This is a genomic window from Pseudomonas sp. HAR-UPW-AIA-41 (assembly GCF_002304225.1).
In the GTDB taxonomy this organism is placed as follows: Bacteria; Pseudomonadota; Gammaproteobacteria; order Pseudomonadales; family Pseudomonadaceae; genus Aquipseudomonas.
The window spans coordinates 251,453-269,242 of sequence record NZ_NSLB01000004.1; the positions used below are offsets into that span (position 1 = coordinate 251,453).

At 64.9% G+C, this 17,790-nt stretch carries 15 protein-coding genes and 1 pseudogene; 13 read left to right on the forward strand and 3 right to left on the reverse strand.

The window, feature by feature from the left end:
• Positions 1-7: 7 nt before the first annotated feature.
• Together CK486_RS10410 and CK486_RS10415 are read left to right on the forward strand one after the other, a co-directional pair.
• A pseudogene (locus tag CK486_RS10410) lies at positions 8-2,814 on the forward strand (FAD-binding and (Fe-S)-binding domain-containing protein).
• Positions 2,815-2,940: 126 nt separating this feature from the next.
• A complete protein-coding gene (locus CK486_RS10415; protein ID WP_095940225.1) occupies positions 2,941-3,186 on the forward strand; it encodes a hypothetical protein in 246 nt (81 codons plus the stop codon).
• Between the two features lie 11 nt (positions 3,187-3,197).
• On the opposite strand, the gene CK486_RS10420 is transcribed toward CK486_RS10415, so the two are convergent.
• Positions 3,198-3,524 carry a DUF1820 family protein gene (locus tag CK486_RS10420; RefSeq protein WP_095940226.1) on the reverse strand — a complete coding sequence of 109 codons (327 nt, stop codon included), beginning with the start codon at positions 3,522-3,524 and terminating at the stop codon, positions 3,198-3,200.
• A 125-nt stretch (positions 3,525-3,649) separates the two neighbouring features.
• Between CK486_RS10420 and miaB the strand changes: the two genes are divergently transcribed.
• The 5 genes from miaB (at position 3,650) to lnt (ending at position 9,018) form a co-directional block, all read left to right on the forward strand.
• The gene (gene miaB / locus CK486_RS10425; RefSeq protein WP_095940227.1) at positions 3,650-4,990 is read left to right on the forward strand and encodes a tRNA (N6-isopentenyl adenosine(37)-C2)-methylthiotransferase MiaB; all 1,341 of its coding nucleotides are present in this window, start codon (positions 3,650-3,652) and stop codon (positions 4,988-4,990) included.
• A 78-nt stretch (positions 4,991-5,068) separates the two neighbouring features.
• Positions 5,069-6,088, forward strand: coding sequence for a PhoH family protein (locus CK486_RS10430; RefSeq protein ID WP_095940228.1), 1,020 nt, complete (start codon positions 5,069-5,071; stop codon positions 6,086-6,088).
• On the forward strand, positions 6,085-6,552 hold the full coding sequence (gene ybeY / locus CK486_RS10435; protein WP_095940229.1) for an rRNA maturation RNase YbeY: 468 nt from the start codon (positions 6,085-6,087) through the stop codon (positions 6,550-6,552). The genes CK486_RS10430 and ybeY overlap by 4 nt, the downstream gene beginning before the upstream one ends.
• 6 nt (positions 6,553-6,558) lie before the next feature.
• Positions 6,559-7,395 carry an HlyC/CorC family transporter gene (locus CK486_RS10440; protein WP_095940230.1) on the forward strand — a complete coding sequence of 279 codons (837 nt, stop codon included), beginning with the start codon at positions 6,559-6,561 and terminating at the stop codon, positions 7,393-7,395.
• Positions 7,396-7,497: 102 nt separating this feature from the next.
• Complete coding sequence (gene lnt / locus CK486_RS10445) at positions 7,498-9,018, forward strand: apolipoprotein N-acyltransferase (protein ID WP_095940231.1); 1,521 nt, start codon at positions 7,498-7,500, stop codon at positions 9,016-9,018.
• A 149-nt stretch (positions 9,019-9,167) separates the two neighbouring features.
• On the opposite strand, the gene CK486_RS10450 is transcribed toward lnt, so the two are convergent.
• Together CK486_RS10450 and CK486_RS10455 are read right to left on the reverse strand one after the other, a co-directional pair.
• A complete protein-coding gene (locus CK486_RS10450; RefSeq protein WP_095940232.1) occupies positions 9,168-9,926 on the reverse strand; it encodes a YdcF family protein in 759 nt (252 codons plus the stop codon).
• A gap of 37 nt (positions 9,927-9,963) precedes the next feature.
• Positions 9,964-10,425: a hypothetical protein gene (locus tag CK486_RS10455; RefSeq protein WP_095940233.1), complete on the reverse strand. Its 462-nt coding sequence runs from the start codon at positions 10,423-10,425 to the stop codon at positions 9,964-9,966.
• A gap of 249 nt (positions 10,426-10,674) precedes the next feature.
• Between CK486_RS10455 and leuS the strand changes: the two genes are divergently transcribed.
• The 6 genes from leuS to lipA all read left to right on the forward strand — a co-directional run bounded on the left by leuS (position 10,675) and on the right by lipA (position 17,787).
• Complete coding sequence (leuS, locus tag CK486_RS10460; protein ID WP_095940234.1) at positions 10,675-13,287, forward strand: leucine--tRNA ligase; 2,613 nt, start codon at positions 10,675-10,677, stop codon at positions 13,285-13,287.
• Positions 13,288-13,355: 68 nt separating this feature from the next.
• Positions 13,356-13,964 (forward strand): LPS assembly lipoprotein LptE, encoded by a 609-nt coding sequence (gene lptE / locus CK486_RS10465; RefSeq protein WP_095940235.1) that lies wholly within the window; start codon positions 13,356-13,358, stop codon positions 13,962-13,964.
• Between the two features lie 55 nt (positions 13,965-14,019).
• Positions 14,020-15,057: a DNA polymerase III subunit delta gene (gene holA, locus CK486_RS10470; protein ID WP_095940236.1), complete on the forward strand. Its 1,038-nt coding sequence runs from the start codon at positions 14,020-14,022 to the stop codon at positions 15,055-15,057.
• Positions 15,058-15,137: 80 nt separating this feature from the next.
• Entirely contained in the window at positions 15,138-15,296 is a 159-nt protein-coding gene (arfA, locus tag CK486_RS10475; protein ID WP_095940237.1) for an alternative ribosome rescue factor ArfA, read from the forward strand.
• A 51-nt stretch (positions 15,297-15,347) separates the two neighbouring features.
• On the forward strand, positions 15,348-16,640 hold the full coding sequence (locus tag CK486_RS10480) for a lytic murein transglycosylase (RefSeq protein WP_095940238.1): 1,293 nt from the start codon (positions 15,348-15,350) through the stop codon (positions 16,638-16,640).
• Positions 16,641-16,734: 94 nt separating this feature from the next.
• A complete protein-coding gene (gene lipA / locus CK486_RS10485) occupies positions 16,735-17,787 on the forward strand; it encodes a lipoyl synthase (RefSeq protein ID WP_095940239.1) in 1,053 nt (350 codons plus the stop codon).
• The last annotated feature ends 3 nt before the right edge of the window (positions 17,788-17,790 follow it).

Below are 17,790 nucleotides of genomic sequence, written 5' to 3' on the forward strand. Positions count from 1 at the left end.
AGCCGCCATGAGCCTGCCCGCTGCCTTTCTCCAAGCCACCGCCCGCCTGATCCCGCAAGAGCGGCGTTTCGACGACCCGCTGTCGACCCTGGCCTTCGGCACCGACGCCAGCTTCTACCGGCTGATCCCCAAGCTGGTGGTCCGTGTGGAAAGCGAGCGAGAGGTGGTCGAACTGCTCAAGCTGGCCGGCGCCCACCGCGTGCCGGTGACCTTCCGCGCCGCCGGCACCAGCCTCTCCGGGCAGGCGATTTCCGACTCGGTGCTGATCGTGCTGGGCGACAACTGGAACGGCCGGGAGATTCGCGCGGGCGGCGCGCAGATCCGCCTGCAGCCGGGCGTGATCGGCTCCAGCGCCAACGCCGTACTGGCCCCGCTGCAGCGCAAGATCGGCCCCGACCCGGCGTCCATCGCCTCGGCGAAGATCGGCGGCATCGTCGCCAACAACTCCAGCGGCATGTGCTGCGGTACCGCGCAGAACAGCTACCACACCCTGGCCGGCCTGCGCCTGGTGCTGGCCGACGGCACGCTCGTGGATACCGAGGACGAAGCCAGCGTCGCGGCCTTCCGCGCCAGCCATGCCGGGCTGCTGGCGCAGCTGGCCGAACTGGGCCGGCAGACCCGCGCCAACACCGAACTGGCGGCGAAGATCCGCCACAAGTACCGGCTGAAGAACACCACCGGCCTGTCGCTCAACGCACTGGTCGATTTCGATGAACCGCTGGATATCTTGAGCCACCTGATGGTCGGTTCCGAAGGCACCCTGGGCTTTATCAGCGCGGTGACCTACCACACCGTGCCGGAGCACCCGCACAAGGCCAGCGCCCTGCTGGTGTTCCCCGATGTGGAAAGCTGCTGCCGCGCCGTGCCTGTGCTCAGGCAGCAGCCGGTTTCGGCCGTGGAGCTGCTGGACCGGCGCAGCCTGCGCTCGGTGCAGGACAAGCCCGGCATGCCGGAGTGGGTCAAAAGCCTCTCGAACGGTGCCTGCGCCCTGCTGATCGAGTCGCGCGCCGCCACGGCCTCCGTGCTGGCCGAACAGATCGAACGGATCATGGCCTCCATCGCCGAATTCCCGCTGGAGAAGCGCGTCGACTTCAGCAGCGACCCGGCCGTGTACAACCAGCTGTGGAAGATGCGCAAGGACACCTTCCCCGCCGTCGGCGCGGTGCGTGCCACCGGCACCACGGTGATCATCGAGGACGTCACCTTCCCGGTCGAAGCCCTGGCCGAGGGGGTCAACCGCCTGCTCGGACTGTTCGACCGTCACGGCTATAACGAGGCGATCATTTTCGGCCACGCTCTGGAAGGCAACCTGCACTTTGTCTTCACCCAGGGCTTCGACGACCCGGCTCAGGTCGCCCGCTACGACGCCTTCATGGGCGAGGTGGCGCAGCTGGTGGCGGTGGAGTTCGGCGGCGCGCTCAAGGCCGAGCACGGCACCGGGCGCAATATGGCACCCTTTGTGGAACTCGAATGGGGCCGCGAGGCCTACCAGCTGATGTGGGCGATCAAGCGCCTGCTCGACCCGCAGGGCATCCTCAACCCGGACGTGATCCTTTCCGAGGACCGCGAGCTGCACCTGAAGAACCTCAAGCCGCTGCCGGCCGCCGACGAGATTGTCGACAAGTGCATCGAGTGCGGCTTCTGCGAGCCGGTGTGCCCCTCGCGCGGCCTGACCCTGACACCGCGCCAGCGCATCGTGATATGGCGCGATATCCAGGCGCGCAAGCGTGCCGGTATCGACACCACCGAACTGGAAGCCGCCTACCAGCACCACGGCCTCGACACCTGCGCGGCCACCGGCCTTTGCGCCCAACGCTGCCCGGTGGGCATCAACACCGGCGAGCTGGTGCGCCAGCTGCGCGGCCAGCAGGTGCAGCACAACGGCACGGCCGGCTGGCTGGCCGGGCATTTCGCCACCGCCCTGAAAGCGCCCGCCTCGGCCTGCTTGCAGCTGATACGGCCCGCCGCCTGCTCGGCGCGCCGCGCCTGGCGCGCTGGGCCGCCGGTCTGCATCAGCAGTTCGGCACGCCACTGTGGACAGCGGCCATGCCTCAAGTGGCGCAGCCGCTGAAATGGGTGTCACCGGCGCCCAGCGAAAAGCCACGGGTGGTCTACCTGCCCGCCTGCGTGTCGCGAGCCATGGGCCCGGCCTTCGCCGATGCCGAACAGACCAGCCTGCTGGACAAGACCCGCGCCCTGCTGGAGAAGGCCGGCTTCGAGGTGATCTTCCCCGCGGGGCTGGACAACCTGTGCTGCGGCCAGCCCTTCACCTCCAAGGGCTATGCCAAGCAGGGCGACGCCAAGCGCGACGAGCTGCTCGCCGCCCTGCTCAGCGCCAGCCGCAATGGCCAGGACCCCATCTACTGCGACACCAGCCCCTGCACACTGCGCCTGGTGCAGGGCAACGCCGACCGCCGTCTGCGCCTGTACGACCCGGTGAAATTCATTCGCGAAGAGCTGCTGGATAAGCTCGAGATCACGCCACAGGAAGCGCCGGTGGCGGTGCACGTAACCTGCTCTACCCAGCATCTGGGCGAGGCCGAGCACCTGATCGAGATCGCCCGGCGCTGCGCGAAGACAGTGGTGATTCCGGAGGGCATCCACTGCTGCGGCTTCGCCGGCGACAAGGGCTTTACCACGCCGGAGCTGAACGCCCATGCGCTGCGTTCGCTGAAGGACGCGGTGCAGATCTGCGGGGAAGGCATCTCGACCAGCCGCACCTGCGAGATCGGCCTGTCGACTCACAGCGGCATCGACTACCACTCACTGGTCTATCTGCTCGACCGGGTCAGTCGCCCGACTGCCAAGACTTAAGGTGCGTGCCCCTGGCACGTTTCAGACCCCGCCCCGGCGGGGTCTTTTTTGACCGTTCAGCGCCAAAGAGCGGCGGCATGCCCGCGCGATCTAGACTGGCCACACCACCACTGGAGGAATATCGCCATGCGCCGTCTTGCCACCCTGGTATGCGCCACCCTGCTCAGCGCCCCGATCTGGGCCATGCACTGCCCGCAGGACATGGCACGAATCGACGAACTGCTGAAGACCAACCCGCCGGCCAGCGCCGAGGTGACGGCCGAGGTGCAGCGCCTGCGCGCTGAGGGCGAGGCCCTGCACAAGAGCGGCGATCACGCCGAGTCGATGCGGGTGCTCGAGCAGGCGCTGGACCTGCTGCAGGGCAGCGAGTAAGGCCGGGCCGATCAGCGCTGGGGAATCGGCGGCATCGGGAAGGGCATGACATTGCCGACCTGCGCTTCGGTCACCTTGGGTGTGCCGATGCGCTCGACTTCGTCGATGCGGATGATGCTGGGCATCGGGATGAAGCTGCGCAGCACGCCATCGAACTGGGCCTTGAGCCGCTCCTCGCTGGGGTCGACCAGCATCTGACTGCGCTCGCCGAAGACCAGTTCCTCCACCTCGAGAAAGCCCCACAGTTCGCTCTGGAAGATCTGCTTGGCATAGATCTCGAAGACCTGGCCCTGGCTCTGGAAGATCACCTTGAAGATGGGGTTTTCACGCTTGTTCATGCTGGGGAAGTAACGCCGGAAAAACGGGGCGCGAATCATAGCAGTCAGTGGACACACGGAGCTAGGAAGGCTGCCCGACGGTCACTATAATGCGCGGTCCTGTCATTACCCCCAGTGAAACACCCATGGCCAAGAAGCTTTACATCGAAACCCACGGTTGCCAGATGAACGAGTACGACAGCTCGCGCATGGTCGATCTGCTGGGCGAACACCAGGCCATGGAAGTCACTGAAAATCCGGCCGAAGCTGACGTGATCCTGCTCAACACCTGTTCCATCCGCGAGAAGGCCCAGGACAAGGTGTTCTCCCAACTGGGCCGCTGGCGTGAGCTGAAGCTGGAAAACCCGGAACTGGTGATTGGCGTTGGTGGCTGCGTGGCCAGCCAGGAAGGCGCGGCGATCCGCGACCGCGCACCCTATGTCGACGTGGTGTTCGGTCCGCAGACCCTGCACCGCCTGCCGGAAATGATCGACGCGGCGCGCACCACGAAAACCGCGCAGGTCGACATCAGCTTCCCCGAGATCGAGAAGTTCGATCACCTGCCCGAAGCCCGCGTCGACGGCCCCAGCGCCTTCGTCTCGGTGATGGAAGGCTGCAGCAAGTACTGCACCTTCTGCGTGGTGCCCTACACCCGCGGCGAGGAAGTCAGCCGGCCGCTGGCCGATGTGCTGCTGGAAATCACCCAGCTGGCCGAAAAGGGCGTGAAGGAAGTGACCCTGCTCGGGCAGAACGTTAACGGCTACCGCGGCCCGACCCCGGATGGTCATATCGCCTACTTCGCCGAGCTGCTCTACGCAGTGGCCGAGATCGACGGCATCGAGCGCATCCGCTACACCACCAGCCACCCGCTGGAGTTCTCCGATGCCATCATCCAGGCCCATGCCGACATTCCGAAACTGGTGAAGTACCTGCACCTGCCGGTGCAGTCCGGCTCGGACCGCATTCTCGCGGCCATGAAGCGCAACCACACCGCACTGGAATACAAGTCGCGCATCCGCAAGCTCAAGGCGGCGGTGCCGGACATTCTGCTCAGCACCGACTTCATCGTCGGTTTCCCCGGCGAAACCGAGAAAGACTTCGAGCAGACCATGAAGCTGATCGAAGACGTCGGCTTCGACTTCTCCTACTCCTTCGTCTACAGCGCGCGCCCCGGCACCCCGGCGGCCGATCTGGCCGACGACACCCCGGAAGAAGTGAAGAAGCAGCGCCTGTCGATTCTGCAGACGCGCATCGCCCAGCTGGGTTTCGAGAACAGCCGGCGCATGGTCGGCACCACCCAGCGCATTCTGGTCACCGACTATTCGAAGAAGGACCCAGGCATGCTCCAGGGCCGCACCGAGAGCAACCGCGTGGTCAACTTCCGCTGCAGCACCCCGAGCCTGATCGGTCAGTTCGTCGACGTGCACATCGACGACGCCCTGCCCCACTCGCTGCGCGGCAGCCTTCTCGACCAAAGTCTGATCTAAAGCCCGGGCCGGCGGAACTTTCCCCCTGCGCCGGTCGGGTTTATCCTGAACTCCCATCGCCCTCGGCCAAACAGCACATTGAACGCGAATCTGGAACTGCACCGCTTCACCCTCGACCCTTTCGAAGCCAAGCGCTTCGCCAACCTGTGCGGGCAGTTCGATGAACACCTGCGCCTGATCGAGCAACGCCTCGGCCTGGAAATCCGCAACCGCGGCAACCAGTTCGAAGTGGTCGGCGAGGGGCACCGCAGCCATGCCGCCGAGCTGCTGCTGCGCCGCTTGTACCGTGAAACGGAAGCCACCGAGCTGTCGCCGGATCTGGTTCACCTGTACCTGCAGGAGTCCGGCGTGGAGGCACTGAATAACTCAGCGTCCGAGCAGATGGTCTCGCTGAAGACGCGCAAGGGCATGATCAAGCCGCGCGGCGCCAACCAGCAGCGCTACGTCAAATCGATCCTCGCCCACGACATCAACTTCGGCATCGGCCCGGCCGGCACCGGCAAAACCTACCTGGCCGTGGCCTGCGCGGTGGATGCCCTGCTGCGCGAGGAAATCCGCCGCATCCTGCTGGTGCGCCCGGCGGTCGAGGCCGGCGAGAAACTCGGTTTCCTGCCCGGCGACCTGTCGCAGAAGATCGACCCCTACCTGCGCCCGCTGTACGACGCGCTGTACGAGATGCTCGGCTTCGAGCAGGTGGCGAAGCTGATCGAGAAGCAGGTGATCGAAGTCGCCCCACTGGCCTACATGCGCGGCCGTACCCTTAATAACAGCTTCATCATTCTCGACGAGAGTCAGAACACCACCACCGAGCAGATGAAGATGTTCCTCACCCGGATTGGCTTCGGATCGACAGCGGTCATTACCGGCGATATCACCCAGGTCGACCTGCCACGCGGCACCAAGAGCGGCCTGCGCCATGTGATCGAGGTGCTCAAGGACGTACCGGGTATCGGTTTCACCCATTTCGAATCCAAGGACGTGGTGCGCCACCCGCTGGTGCAACGCATCGTCGAAGCCTATGAGCGTTTCGACAGCGCCGCCGAGCGTGAGCGGGCCGAACGCCAGGCCGCCCGCCAGGATCAGGAGCCGCGCCCGTGATCGAACTCGACCTGCAGCTGGCCACCGAGGCCGGCGACCTGCCCGCAGAGGCGCAACTGCGCCGCTGGGTGGAACTGGCCCTGCGCCAGCGCACGGCCGACTCCGAGCTGACCATTCGTCTGGTCGATGCCGAAGAAGGCCAGGAGCTCAACCGCACCTACCGGCACAAGGACTACGCCACCAACGTGCTGTCCTTTCCCGCCGAGGTGCCCGAGGGCTTGCTCGACATTCCACTGCTGGGCGATCTGGTGATCTGCGTCCCGGTGGTCGAGCGCGAGGCCCGCGAACAGAACAAGGCGCTGGAGGCCCACTGGGCCCATCTGGTCATCCACGGCTGCCTACACCTGCTCGGCTACGACCACATCGACGATGAGGAAGCCGAGGAAATGGAAAGCCTGGAACGACAATTGCTGGCGGAACTGGGTTATCCCGACCCTTACCGCGACGACGAAGAGACCGAGTAACACCGCATGAGCGAAGACCGATCGAGTAACGGGCACAGGTCCTGGCTGAGTAAAATCTTCCAGGCCTTTGCCCATGAACCGAAGAACCGCCAGGAGCTGCTGGAGCTGCTGCGCGAGGCGCACCAGAACAAGTTGCTCGACAGCGAAGCCCTGTCGATTGTCGAAGGCGCCATTCAGGTCGCCGACCTGCAGGTGCGCGACATCATGATTCCGCGCTCGCAGATGATCAGCATCAAGGCCAGCCAGAGCCCCGAGGAATTCCTCCCGGCGGTCACCAGCTCGGCGCACTCGCGTTACCCGGTGATCGGCGACGGTGCCGACGATGTGCTCGGCATCCTTCTGGCCAAGGACCTGCTCCCCCTGCTGCTGCGTGGTCGCGAAGACTTCAACATCCGCGAAATGCTGCGCCCGGCCACTTTCGTTCCCGAATCCAAGCGTCTCAACGTGCTGCTGCGCGAGTTCCGCGCCAACCGCCACCACATGGCCATCGTCATCGACGAATACGGCAGCGTCGCCGGTCTGGTGACCATCGAGGACGTGCTGGAACAGATCGTCGGCGATATCGAGGACGAGCACGACGTCGAGCAGGACGGCTACTTCAAGGACCTGCCCAGCGGCGACTTCATCGTCAAGGCACAAACCCCGCTGGCCAGCTTCAACGAGCATTTCGATACCGACCTGAAAAGCGACGCCTGCACCAGCATCGGCGGCCTGTTGATGGACGAGTTCGGCCGCGTGCCCAAGCGCAATGAAACCCGCGAACTGGCCGGCTACCGCTTCCGCGTGATCAACGCCGACAGCCGCCGTATCCACCTGCTGCGCCTGACGCCGCTGGAACGCTGAGCACCGGCAATGCCGTGATACCAAGCCCCCGCCTGCGGGGGCTTTTGCTTTTAGCCTTCGACCAGTAGCCTTGGCGGCCTTGCACCACCCTCAAGGATCGCTATGCGCTGGATTACTGCCCCCGGCTGGCCCGGACACCTGCTCGCCGCAGCCGCCGGCGCCCTGATGACGCCGAGCCTGGCGCCCTTCGGCTGGTGGCCGCTGGCTCTGCTGTCACTGGGCCTGATCTACCTCGGCCTGCGCGAGCTGCCGACCCGCGCTGCTCTCTGGCGCGGCTGGTGGTACGGCCTGGGCACCTTCGCCGCCGGCACCAGTTGGATCTACGTCAGCATCCACGATTACGGCGCGGCATCACCGGCACTGGCCGGCCTGCTGATGCTGGCGTTCTCCATGGCCATCGCCTTCTTCTTCGCCCTGCCTGCCGCCCTGTGGGCGCGCTGGCTGCGCCGCCCCGAAGCGCCACTGGCCGATGCCCTGGCGTTCGCCGCCCTGTGGGTGGCGCTGGATGCCTTCCGCGGCTGGTTCCTCACCGGTTTTCCCTGGCTCTACGCCGGCTACAGCCAGCTGGATGGCCCGCTGGCACCGCTCGCGCCGCTGGGCGGCGTCTGGCTGATCACCTTCATCCTGGCCCTCAGCGCCGCCCTGCTGATCAACCTGCCGCGTCTGCTGAGCCGCAAACCCGTCCTGCTGGCTGCGATCACCCTGCTGGTTGCGCCTTGGCTGGCCAGCCTGGCGCTCCAGGGCCATGCCTGGACCCAGAGCAAGGGTGAGCCGCTGTCGGTGGCGGCCATTCAGGGCAATATCGAACAGCAGCTGAAGTGGGACCCTAGGCAGCTGGAAATGCAGCTCGACCTCTATCGCCAGCTGAGTTTCAACAGCCCCAGGGCCGATCTGCTGGTATGGCCGGAAACCGCCGTACCGGTACTCAAGGAATACGCCGAGGGTTATCTGAACGTGATGGCAATGTTCGCCCGTGATCGCCAGTCGGCGCTGATCACCGGCGTACCGGTGCGTCAGGTCAACGAGCACGGCGAGAAGCGCTACTACAACGGCATCACCGTGGTGGGCGAAGGCAGCGGCACTTACCTCAAGCAGAAACTGGTGCCGTTCGGCGAGTACGTACCCCTGCAGGACCTGCTGCGTGGCCTGATCGCCTTCTTCGACCTGCCGATGTCGGACTTCGCCCGCGGCCCGGCCGACCAGCCGCTGCTTGAGGCCAAAGGTCTGAAGATCGCCTCCTACATCTGCTACGAGGTGGTCTATCCGGAGTTCGCCGCCAGCATGGCTGCCGACAGCGACCTGCTGCTGACGGTCAGCAACGACACCTGGTTCGGTCGGTCCATTGGCCCGTTGCAGCACCTGCAGATGGCACAGATGCGGGCCCTCGAAGCCGGCCGCTGGATGATCCGCGCCACCAACAACGGCGTCACCGCGCTGATCGATCCCCAGGGACAGATCACCCGTCAGGTGCCGCAGTTCCAGCGCGCCGTCCTGCAGGGCGAAGTCAGCGCCATGCAGGGGCTCACGCCCTACCTGCGCTACGGCAGCTGGCCGCTGATCAGCCTGTGTCTGGCCTTGCTGCTGTGGGCGCGACTGAGCAGCCGGCTGAGCAAGGCGCTGTAAGAGCCGGTTTACGATCTCCTGGCTGTCAGCCATGCAGCGTTAAAAACGATCTCGGAATGCTCATTTACCGTTCGTAAACTGCGCTTCCTCGACCGTTTTTGCCTTGCCTGGCTCTAATCCAGAAGATCGTAATCAGGCTCTAAGGCCGGCTAATACAGCAGGGGATACAGCAGGCGACCCAGCGCCTCATTCAACAGCTGCGCGTTCTGCCAGAAGGCTTTGCCCTCTGGCAGCCAGCCACCGACGGGCCGGGCATTGTCTACACCGAGAAAGCCGACTGGCGCGGCCAGCACCTGCAGCCCCTGCCGTTCGAAACACCAGCGAGCACGCGGCATGTGCGCCGCCTGCGTCACCAGCACCACGCGCTGCACGCCGGCCTCGCGCAACAACGGTGCGCTGAACAGGGCATTCTCCAAGGTGGTGCGGCTACGCTCCTCGCGCCAGCGCACCACAATGCCGTAGTCGCGGGCCAGACTCTCCGCCATCAAGGCCGCCTCGGAGGGTGGCTGACCGTAATGCATGCCACCGGTGAGGAGCAAAGGCAGACCACTGGCCTTGGCCAAACGTGCCGCGTAACGCAGGCGCTCACTGGCCAGATGACCGGGCTGATCGCCCTCCCAGGCCGGATCGCCGCGCTCGCGGCCTGCCCCCAGCACCACAATGGCCTGAGCCTCACGCTGCAACTGAGTCCAGGCAGACTGCGGCAAGGGCGCCTCGCTCTCTAGGGCCCGACCGCCCCACTCCACCACAATCGGCAGGGACATCAGCCACAAGCCCAGTAACCCACCGACAAAGCCGGCCCTGGCCAGCCGCGGATAACGCCAACGCAGCCACCAGGCCGCCAGCAACATGAGCAGGAACAGCCCCGGTGGCAGGAACAACTGCTTAAAGAGGTATCTAATCGGCATAGGCCCTCCCGAACGAGGGCGCTAGCCTAGCAGGCTGCTAACGTGGCGTGCTTGCGCGAAACAGCTGCGAGCCGCAGGCCGGGCAAGGCGTCACGCCCTGCCCGCGCAACCAAGGTACTTCCGTACCGCACATGGCGCAGCACAGTTGCTGGCGACGCTTGAGGCGCGGTTTGACTGGTGCCACTTTACTGGTCGCCTGACGCGACGGCTTGCCAGCACCGCGCACACCGGCCGTACGCGCCTGTCGCAGGGCCTGATGCTCCAGCTGTTCCAGCTCTGCGGCCGCAGCATGCCAGCCCTGCAGCCACTGCAGGTCGCGCTCCAGATAAGCCTGAATCAACTCCATCTCGGCATTGGTCAACCCCTTGAGTTCGACCAGCTGCGGTTCGACATCGCGCAGTCGGCGCGCGCTTTCGGCTTCATCCAGAGCCAGGGCGAGACGCTGCAGCAATCGCCCGTACAATCCACCAGTCTGTTCCGACCTTCTCGACTCCATCATGACAACAACCCTGTACTACAAGCCGCTGAGGCCATTGTCATGAGCTTAGCCAGCACTCTTCGTGACGCAGTCGCAGCGCGACAAACGGCACAACAATCTGACCAATAAGACAAAAAATTTGCTGACTCGCACTCACCACCGACAGAACCGTCAGCCAACCGACACTGCCTGGCGGCATTTCCCTCGCAGTGCCTGCCTCATGTATCCTACCGCGTTTATCCGTAAGCCCCTTTCCCAGCGCCAGAAGCCATGCACGAACAGTACTCGCCCCGTGATATCGAAGCCGCCGCGCAGTCCCAGTGGGACGCGCAGAAATCCTTTGTCGTGAGTGAACAACCGGGCAAGGACACCTTCTATTGCCTGTCGATGTTCCCCTACCCGAGCGGCAAGCTGCACATGGGCCACGTGCGCAACTACACCATCGGTGACGTGATCGCCCGCTACCAGCGCATGCAGGGCAAGAACGTGCTGCAGCCGATGGGCTGGGACGCCTTCGGCATGCCGGCGGAAAACGCCGCCATGAAGAACAAGGTCGCGCCGGCCAAGTGGACCTACGAGAACATCGACTACATGAAGTCCCAGCTGAAATCGCTGGGCCTGGCCATCGACTGGACCCGCGAAGTCACCACCTGCAAGCCGGACTACTACCGCTGGGAACAGTGGCTGTTCACCCGCCTGTTCGAGAAGGGCGTGATCTACCGCAAGAACGGCACCGTGAACTGGGACCCGGTCGACCAGACCGTACTGGCCAACGAGCAGGTCATTGATGGCCGTGGCTGGCGTTCAGGCGCGCTGATCGAGAAGCGCGAAATCCCGATGTACTACTTCAAGATCACCGCTTACGCCGAAGAGCTGCTGAGCAGCCTGGACGAACTGGAAGGCTGGCCCGAGCAGGTCAAGACCATGCAGCGCAACTGGATCGGCAAGAGCTTCGGTGCCGACATCGTGTTCGACTACGATGTTGCCAGCATCGGTATCGAAGGCCAGCTGAAGGTCTACTCGACCCGCCCCGACACCCTGATGGGCGCCACCTATGTGGCCGTGGCCGCCGAGCACCCGCTGTCGCAGCGCGCTGCCGAAACCAATCCGGCCATCGCTGCGTTCATTGCCGAATGCAAGGCAGGATCGGTCGCAGAAGCCGATATGGCGACCATGGAGAAGAAGGGCGTGGCCACCGGCCAATTCGTCATCCATCCGCTGACCGGCGACAAGCTGCCGGTATTCGTCGCCAACTACGTGCTGTGGGGCTACGGCGAAGGTGCCGTGATGGCCGTGCCGGCACACGACGAGCGTGACTTCGAGTTCGCCAGCAAGTACGGCCTGCCGATCAAGCAGGTCTACGCGGCAGAAGGCAAAGCCTACGATGCCAGCACCTGGCAGGACTGGTACGGCGACAAGGCCGGTCTGACCACCATCAATTCCGGCAAGTACGATGGCAAGGACTTCGGTGCCGCCTTCGACGCCATCGTTGCCGATCTGGAAGCCAGCGCCCATGGCGCGCGCAAGACCCAGTTCCGCCTGCGCGACTGGGGTATCAGCCGCCAGCGCTACTGGGGCTGCCCGATCCCAATCATCCATTGCGACACCTGTGGCGACGTGCCGGTGCCGGAAGACCAGTTGCCGGTGGTCCTGCCCGAAGACGTGGTACCGGACGGCGCCGGCAGCCCGCTGGCCAAGATGCCCGAGTTCTACCAGTGCAAGTGCCCGAAGTGCGGTGCCGACGCCAAGCGCGAAACCGACACCATGGACACCTTCGTGGAAAGCTCCTGGTACTACGCCCGCTATGCCTCGCCGCAATACACCGGCGGCATGGTCGACCCGCAGGCCGCCAACCACTGGCTGCCGGTGGATCAGTACATCGGCGGCATCGAGCACGCCATCCTGCACCTGCTGTACGCGCGCTTCTTCCACAAGCTGATGCGCGACGAAGGTCTGGTCAGCTCGAATGAGCCGTTCAAGAACCTGCTGACCCAGGGCATGGTGGTCGCTGAAACCTACTACCGCACCCTGGAAAACGGCGGCAAGGACTGGTTCAACCCGGCCGACGTGGAAGTCGAGCGTGACGCCAAGGCCAAGGTCATCGGCGCCAAGCTGAAAACCGACGGCCTGCCGGTGGAGATCGGCGGCACCGAGAAGATGTCCAAGTCGAAGAACAACGGCGTGGACCCGCAGGCCATGATCGACGCCTACGGCGCCGATACCTGCCGCCTGTTCATGATGTTCGCCTCGCCGCCCGACATGAGCTTGGAGTGGTCCGACTCCGGCGTCGAGGGTGCCAGCCGCTTCCTGCGCCGTGTCTGGCGCCTGGCTCACAGCCATGTCAGCGCCGGTCTGCCGGGTGCACTGGATGTTGCCAGCCTGAGCGACGAGCAGAAGGCCGTGCGCCGCGCCATCCACCTGGCCATCAAGCAGGCCAGCAATGACGTCGGCCTGCACCACAAGTTCAACACCGCCATCGCCGCCGTGATGACCCTGATGAACGTGCTGGAAAAGGCACCGACCGCGACCGCGCAGGACCGTGCCCTGCTGCAGGAAGGCCTGCAGACCGTAGCCCTGCTGCTGGCCCCGATCACCCCGCACATCAGCCATGCGCTGTGGCAGGAACTGGGCAACAGCGGCGCCATCATCGACGCCCAGTGGCCTCAGGTCGACGAGAGCGCGCTGGTGCAGGACAGCCTGACCCTGGTCATCCAGGTCAACGGCAAACTGCGTGGCCAGATCGAAGTCCCGGCCGCCGCCAGCCGCGAAGAAGTCGAAGCGGCAGCACGCGGCAACGAAAACGTCCTGCGCTACCTCGACGACCTGACCATTCGCAAGGTCATCGTGGTACCAGGCAAACTGGTCAACATTGTTGCCAACTGAATAGTCGCCAACTGATCCAGGCCGTCGCAGCCCGCGCTGCGGCGGAACTCAGCAAGGGGAAAGAAAGAATGATGAAACGGAATCTGCTGGTAATCGGCCTGGCCACCGTCCTCAGCGCCTGCGGCTTTCAGCTGCGCGGCACCGGCGACACCCAGTTCGCCATCAAGGAAATCAACCTGACCGCGCGCAACAGCTACGGCGAAACCTACAAGCAACTGCGCGACCTGCTGCAGAGCAGCCAGGTCAAGGTGAGCACCGCCGCGCCCTACACCCTGGACCTGGCCAACGAACAGGAAAGCCAGCGCACCGCCAGCTACACCACCAATACCCGCAGCGCGGAAACCCAGCTGACCAGCACTCTGGACTACCAGATCAAGAGCCGCGACGGCCTGCTCCTGCTGCAGGATCAGGTGGAAGTGCAGAAGGTCTATGTGCAGGACGGCAACAACCTGATCGGCTCCGACGAAGAAGCCGCCCAGCTGCGTGGTGAGATCCGCCGCGACCTGGTTCAGCAGATGGCCATGCGCCTGCAGCTGATCAACCCGGAGCGCCTGGCCGAGCTGGAAGCCACCGCCCGCGCCAAGGCCAAGGCCGAAGCCGATGCCCGTGCGGCAGCTGCCAAGGCACGCGCCGAGCAGCCACAGCAATCGCCGATCCAGCTGCCGATCGGCCAGTAAGCAGACAAGGGCCGGGTAACCGGCCCTTTTCACTCCTGACGAAGCTCGCTCCGCAATGAAACTCAACCCCGCGCAACTCGGCAAACACCTGCAAAGCCAGCTGGCCCCGGTCTACGTGGTCAGTGGCGATGAGCACCTGCTCTGCCAGGAAGCCTGCGACGCCATTCGCGCCGCCTGCCGGGCCCAGGGTTTCAGCGAGCGCCAGGTATTTCATGTCGACAAGAACTTCGACTGGGGCCAGCTCTATGCGGCCGGTGCCAGCCTGTCATTGTTCGCCGAAAAGAAGCTCATCGAGCTGCGTATCGATGGCGGCAAGCCGGGCGACAAGGGTGCTGCCGCCCTGCTCGACTATCTGGTTCGCCCGGCCGAGGACACCCTGCTGCTGATCAGCCTGCCCAAGCTCGATGGCAGCACGCAGAAAACCAAGTGGGCCAAGGCCTTGATCGAAGGCCAGAACAGCCAGTTCGTGCAGATCTGGCCGGTGGAGAGCAGCCAGCTGCCTGCCTGGATTCGCCAGCGCCTGGCCAACGCCGGTCTGGCCGCCAGCCCCGAAGCAGTCGAGCTGATCGCCGCCCGCGTGGAAGGCAACCTGCTGGCCGCCCAGCAGGAGATCGAGAAGCTCAAGCTGATGGCCGAGGGCAACCAGATCGACGCCGCCACGGTGCAGGCGGCGGTGGCCGACAGTGCGCGCTTCGACGTGTTCGGCCTGATCGATGCAGCCCTCAACGGCGAGGCTCAGCACAGCCTGCGTATGCTCGAAGCGCTGCGTGGCGAGGGCGTCGAGGCACCCGTGATCCTCTGGGCACTGGCCCGGGAGATCCGCCTGCTGGCGGGTCTGGCCCAGCAGTTCGCCGCCGGCGTACCACTGGACAAAGCCTTCGCCAGTTGCCGTCCGCCGGTCTGGGATAAGCGCCGGCCGCTGCTGTCCAAGGCCCTGCAGCGCCATCCGCATGCCCGCTGGCAGCAGATGCTGGGGGATGCCCAGCGTATCGACGCGCAGATCAAGGGTCAGGCCGAAGGCTCGCCGTGGAACGGTCTCAGCCGCCTGTGCCTGCTGCTGGCCGGTCAGCGCCTGCACTTGCCCGCCGAGTAAACGGCAACTGGACATTTTTTGACCAGCCGCGCATGCTCCGCACGCCAGCAACCCGCTGGTGCTCATCGAGGAACACGCGCATGGCCAAGCCCCGCAAACGACGACCGAATCAGGCCAAATCCCTGGTTGCCCAACCACTGTTCCGCTGCCGCCAGGAACAACCGAAGAAGGGCAAAGGCAGTTACCGCCGCGAAGCCTCCCAGCAAAACTGGGAGGCTTCTGTGTTTCTGGCGGCCTGAAAAGCCCATTCGTGCTAGGGTAGCGACCTGTCCGCTGGTTCAGGAACACCCATGTCCATGCTGTCCCCCAACCGCCTTGGCTTTGCCATCGCCTTCGCCTTGCTCTGCTCCTGCAGCAGCACACCGCCCGCGACGAGCAACTCGACCAGCCAGGCCCAAGCACCCTCCCCGGTCGCTGCCGCAGCGACCAAGAGCGCCGCAACCAGCCCGGCCGACACACCGGCCCGCCATGAGAGCTTCAGCGCCTGGCAAAGCGACTTCCGCCGCCTGGCTCTGAGTCAGGGCATCAGCGTCGCCACTCTCGACCAAGCCCTCGCCGGCCTTGAGCCCGATCCGGCGGTCATTGCCGCCGACAGCAGCCAACCCGAATTTACCCGCCCGGTGTGGGAGTATCTGGACGGTGCCGTCTCGGCCAGCCGGGTAAAACGAGGTCAGCAACTGCAGGTCGAATATGCCGCCACCCTCAGCGCCATCGAACAACGCTATGCCGTGGATGCCCAGGTGCTGCTGGCGGTCTGGGGCATGGAAAGTGCCTTCGGCCACAACATCGGCAACAAGAACGTGATCCGCTCGCTGGCCAGCCTGGCCTATGCCGGTCGCCGCGCCAGCTTCTGGCAGGAACAGCTGCTCGCCGCACTGCGTATCCTCGATGCCGGCGACATCAGCGCACGCGGCATGATCGGCTCCTGGGCCGGCGCCATGGGCCAGACCCAGTTCATGCCGACCACCTATGCCAGTCATGCGGTGGACTTCGACGGCGATGGCCGCCGCGATATCTGGAATTCTGCCAGCGACGCACTGGGTTCAGCCGCACACTATCTGCACGCCTCCGGCTGGCAGGCCGGTAAGCCCTGGGGTTTCCAGGTCGCCCTGCCGGATAACTTCGACTATGCCCTGGCCGACACCGGCATCCGCAAGACCTACGCCCAGTGGAACGCCCTCGGCATCAAGGGCACACCGCAGGGGCTGGCTGCCGGCGACCGCGGCTATCTGCTGCTGCCCGCAGGGCATCGCGGCCCGGCGTTCCTGGTCTTCGGCAACTTCAACAGCATTCTCAAGTACAACAACTCGACGTCCTACGCGCTGGCCATCGGCCTGCTCAGCGATGCCATTCGCGGCCAGCAGCTCGCCCTGCAGTGGCCACGCGGCGACAAGCCGCTCTCGCGCCACGAGCGCATCGAACTGCAGGAGCAACTGAGCCGGCTGGGCTTCGATCCGGGGATTGCCGACGGCATCATCGGCGCCAACACCCGCCGCGCGGTGCGTGGCTCCCAGCAGCAGCTGGGCTGGCCGGCCGATGGCTACCCGACACCGCAGCTGCTGACTGAACTGCGCAAGCGCTGACCCCATAACCGACCAGCCGGTCAGGCTGTGATAAACTGCGCGGCGGCCACAAGCCGCCCCGCCCACTGAGCCTCACCCGGAGCCCAGACCGCCGATGTCCGACACGCCCCCGTCCAAACCCGTAGCCAGCGGCGAGAAGTTCCGCACCGCCCAAGGCATTACCGCGATCAAGGATGGTCAGAAGCGCCGCGCGTCGAGCGAGGCTCAGGTTTTCGAACCCAAGCCCAAGTGGTTGCGGGTCAAGGCCCCCAGTGGCAGCCGCTTCGAGGCGGTCAAGCGCAATGTCGGCGAACATCGCCTGAGCACGGTCTGTCAGGAATCGCACTGCCCGAACATGGGCGAATGCTGGTCCAATGGCACCGCCACCATCATGCTGATGGGCTCGGTCTGCACCCGCGCCTGCCGCTTCTGCGCGGTGGACACTGGCAACCCCAACGGCTGGCTGGACCTGGAAGAACCGCAGAACACCGCCAAGTCGGTGGAGCTGATGGCCCTGCGCTACATCGTGCTGACCTCAGTGGACCGCGATGACCTGGCCGACGGTGGCGCCAGTCACTACGCGGCCTGCGTGCGGGCCATCAAGCAGAACACCCCACAGGTCGTGGTCGAGGCACTGACCCCGGACTTCGACGGCGATCTGCACGCCATCGAGCAGGTCGTGGACTCGGGCCTTGAAGTGTTTGCCCAGAACGTCGAGACCGTCGAGCGTCTCACCCATGAAGTACGTGATCCCCGCGCCGGCTACGAGAAGACCCTGCGTGTACTCAAGCACGCCAAACAGCATCGCCCGCAGGTACTGACCAAGACCAGTCTGATGCTGGGTCTGGGCGAGACCGACGAGGAAGTGCTGCAGACCATGGATGACCTGCGCGCCATTGGCGTGGATATCCTCACCTTGGGCCAATACCTGCAACCGACGCGCAATCACCTGCCGGTCAGGCGCTGGGTCAGCCCGGAAGAGTTCAACCGCTTCCGCGAGATCGGTCTGGAAAAGGGCTTCATGGAGGTCGCCGCCGGTCCGCTGGTGCGCTCCAGCTACCGTGCCGACCGGGTATTCGAGAAGAACAACCTGGGACTGGCCGCACCGGTTCCGGTCCCCGGCCAGGAACTCGACAGCAGCCTGATCCCGGCGCTGAACCTGAACTGAGCC

Excerpts from the sequence above, each read along its gene's own strand:
- CK486_RS10455 (WP_095940233.1), bottom strand. The coding sequence starts at position 10,425 with ATGATGGAGTCGAGAAGGTCGGAACAGACTGGTGGATTGTACGGGCGA.
- CK486_RS10440 (WP_095940230.1), top strand. The coding sequence starts at position 6,559 with ATGAGCGAAGACCGATCGAGTAACGGGCACAGGTCCTGGCTGAGTAAA.
- holA (WP_095940236.1), top strand. The coding sequence starts at position 14,020 with ATGAAACTCAACCCCGCGCAACTCGGCAAACACCTGCAAAGCCAGCTG.
- miaB (WP_095940227.1), top strand. The coding sequence starts at position 3,650 with ATGGCCAAGAAGCTTTACATCGAAACCCACGGTTGCCAGATGAACGAG.
- leuS (WP_095940234.1), top strand. The coding sequence starts at position 10,675 with ATGCACGAACAGTACTCGCCCCGTGATATCGAAGCCGCCGCGCAGTCC.
- CK486_RS10480 (WP_095940238.1), top strand. The coding sequence starts at position 15,348 with ATGTCCATGCTGTCCCCCAACCGCCTTGGCTTTGCCATCGCCTTCGCC.
- CK486_RS10415 (WP_095940225.1), top strand. The coding sequence starts at position 2,941 with ATGCGCCGTCTTGCCACCCTGGTATGCGCCACCCTGCTCAGCGCCCCG.
- CK486_RS10420 (WP_095940226.1), bottom strand. The coding sequence starts at position 3,524 with ATGAACAAGCGTGAAAACCCCATCTTCAAGGTGATCTTCCAGAGCCAG.
- CK486_RS10450 (WP_095940232.1), bottom strand. The coding sequence starts at position 9,926 with ATGCCGATTAGATACCTCTTTAAGCAGTTGTTCCTGCCACCGGGGCTG.
- arfA (WP_095940237.1), top strand. The coding sequence starts at position 15,138 with ATGGCCAAGCCCCGCAAACGACGACCGAATCAGGCCAAATCCCTGGTT.
- lptE (WP_095940235.1), top strand. The coding sequence starts at position 13,356 with ATGATGAAACGGAATCTGCTGGTAATCGGCCTGGCCACCGTCCTCAGC.
- lipA (WP_095940239.1), top strand. The coding sequence starts at position 16,735 with ATGTCCGACACGCCCCCGTCCAAACCCGTAGCCAGCGGCGAGAAGTTC.
- lnt (WP_095940231.1), top strand. The coding sequence starts at position 7,498 with ATGCGCTGGATTACTGCCCCCGGCTGGCCCGGACACCTGCTCGCCGCA.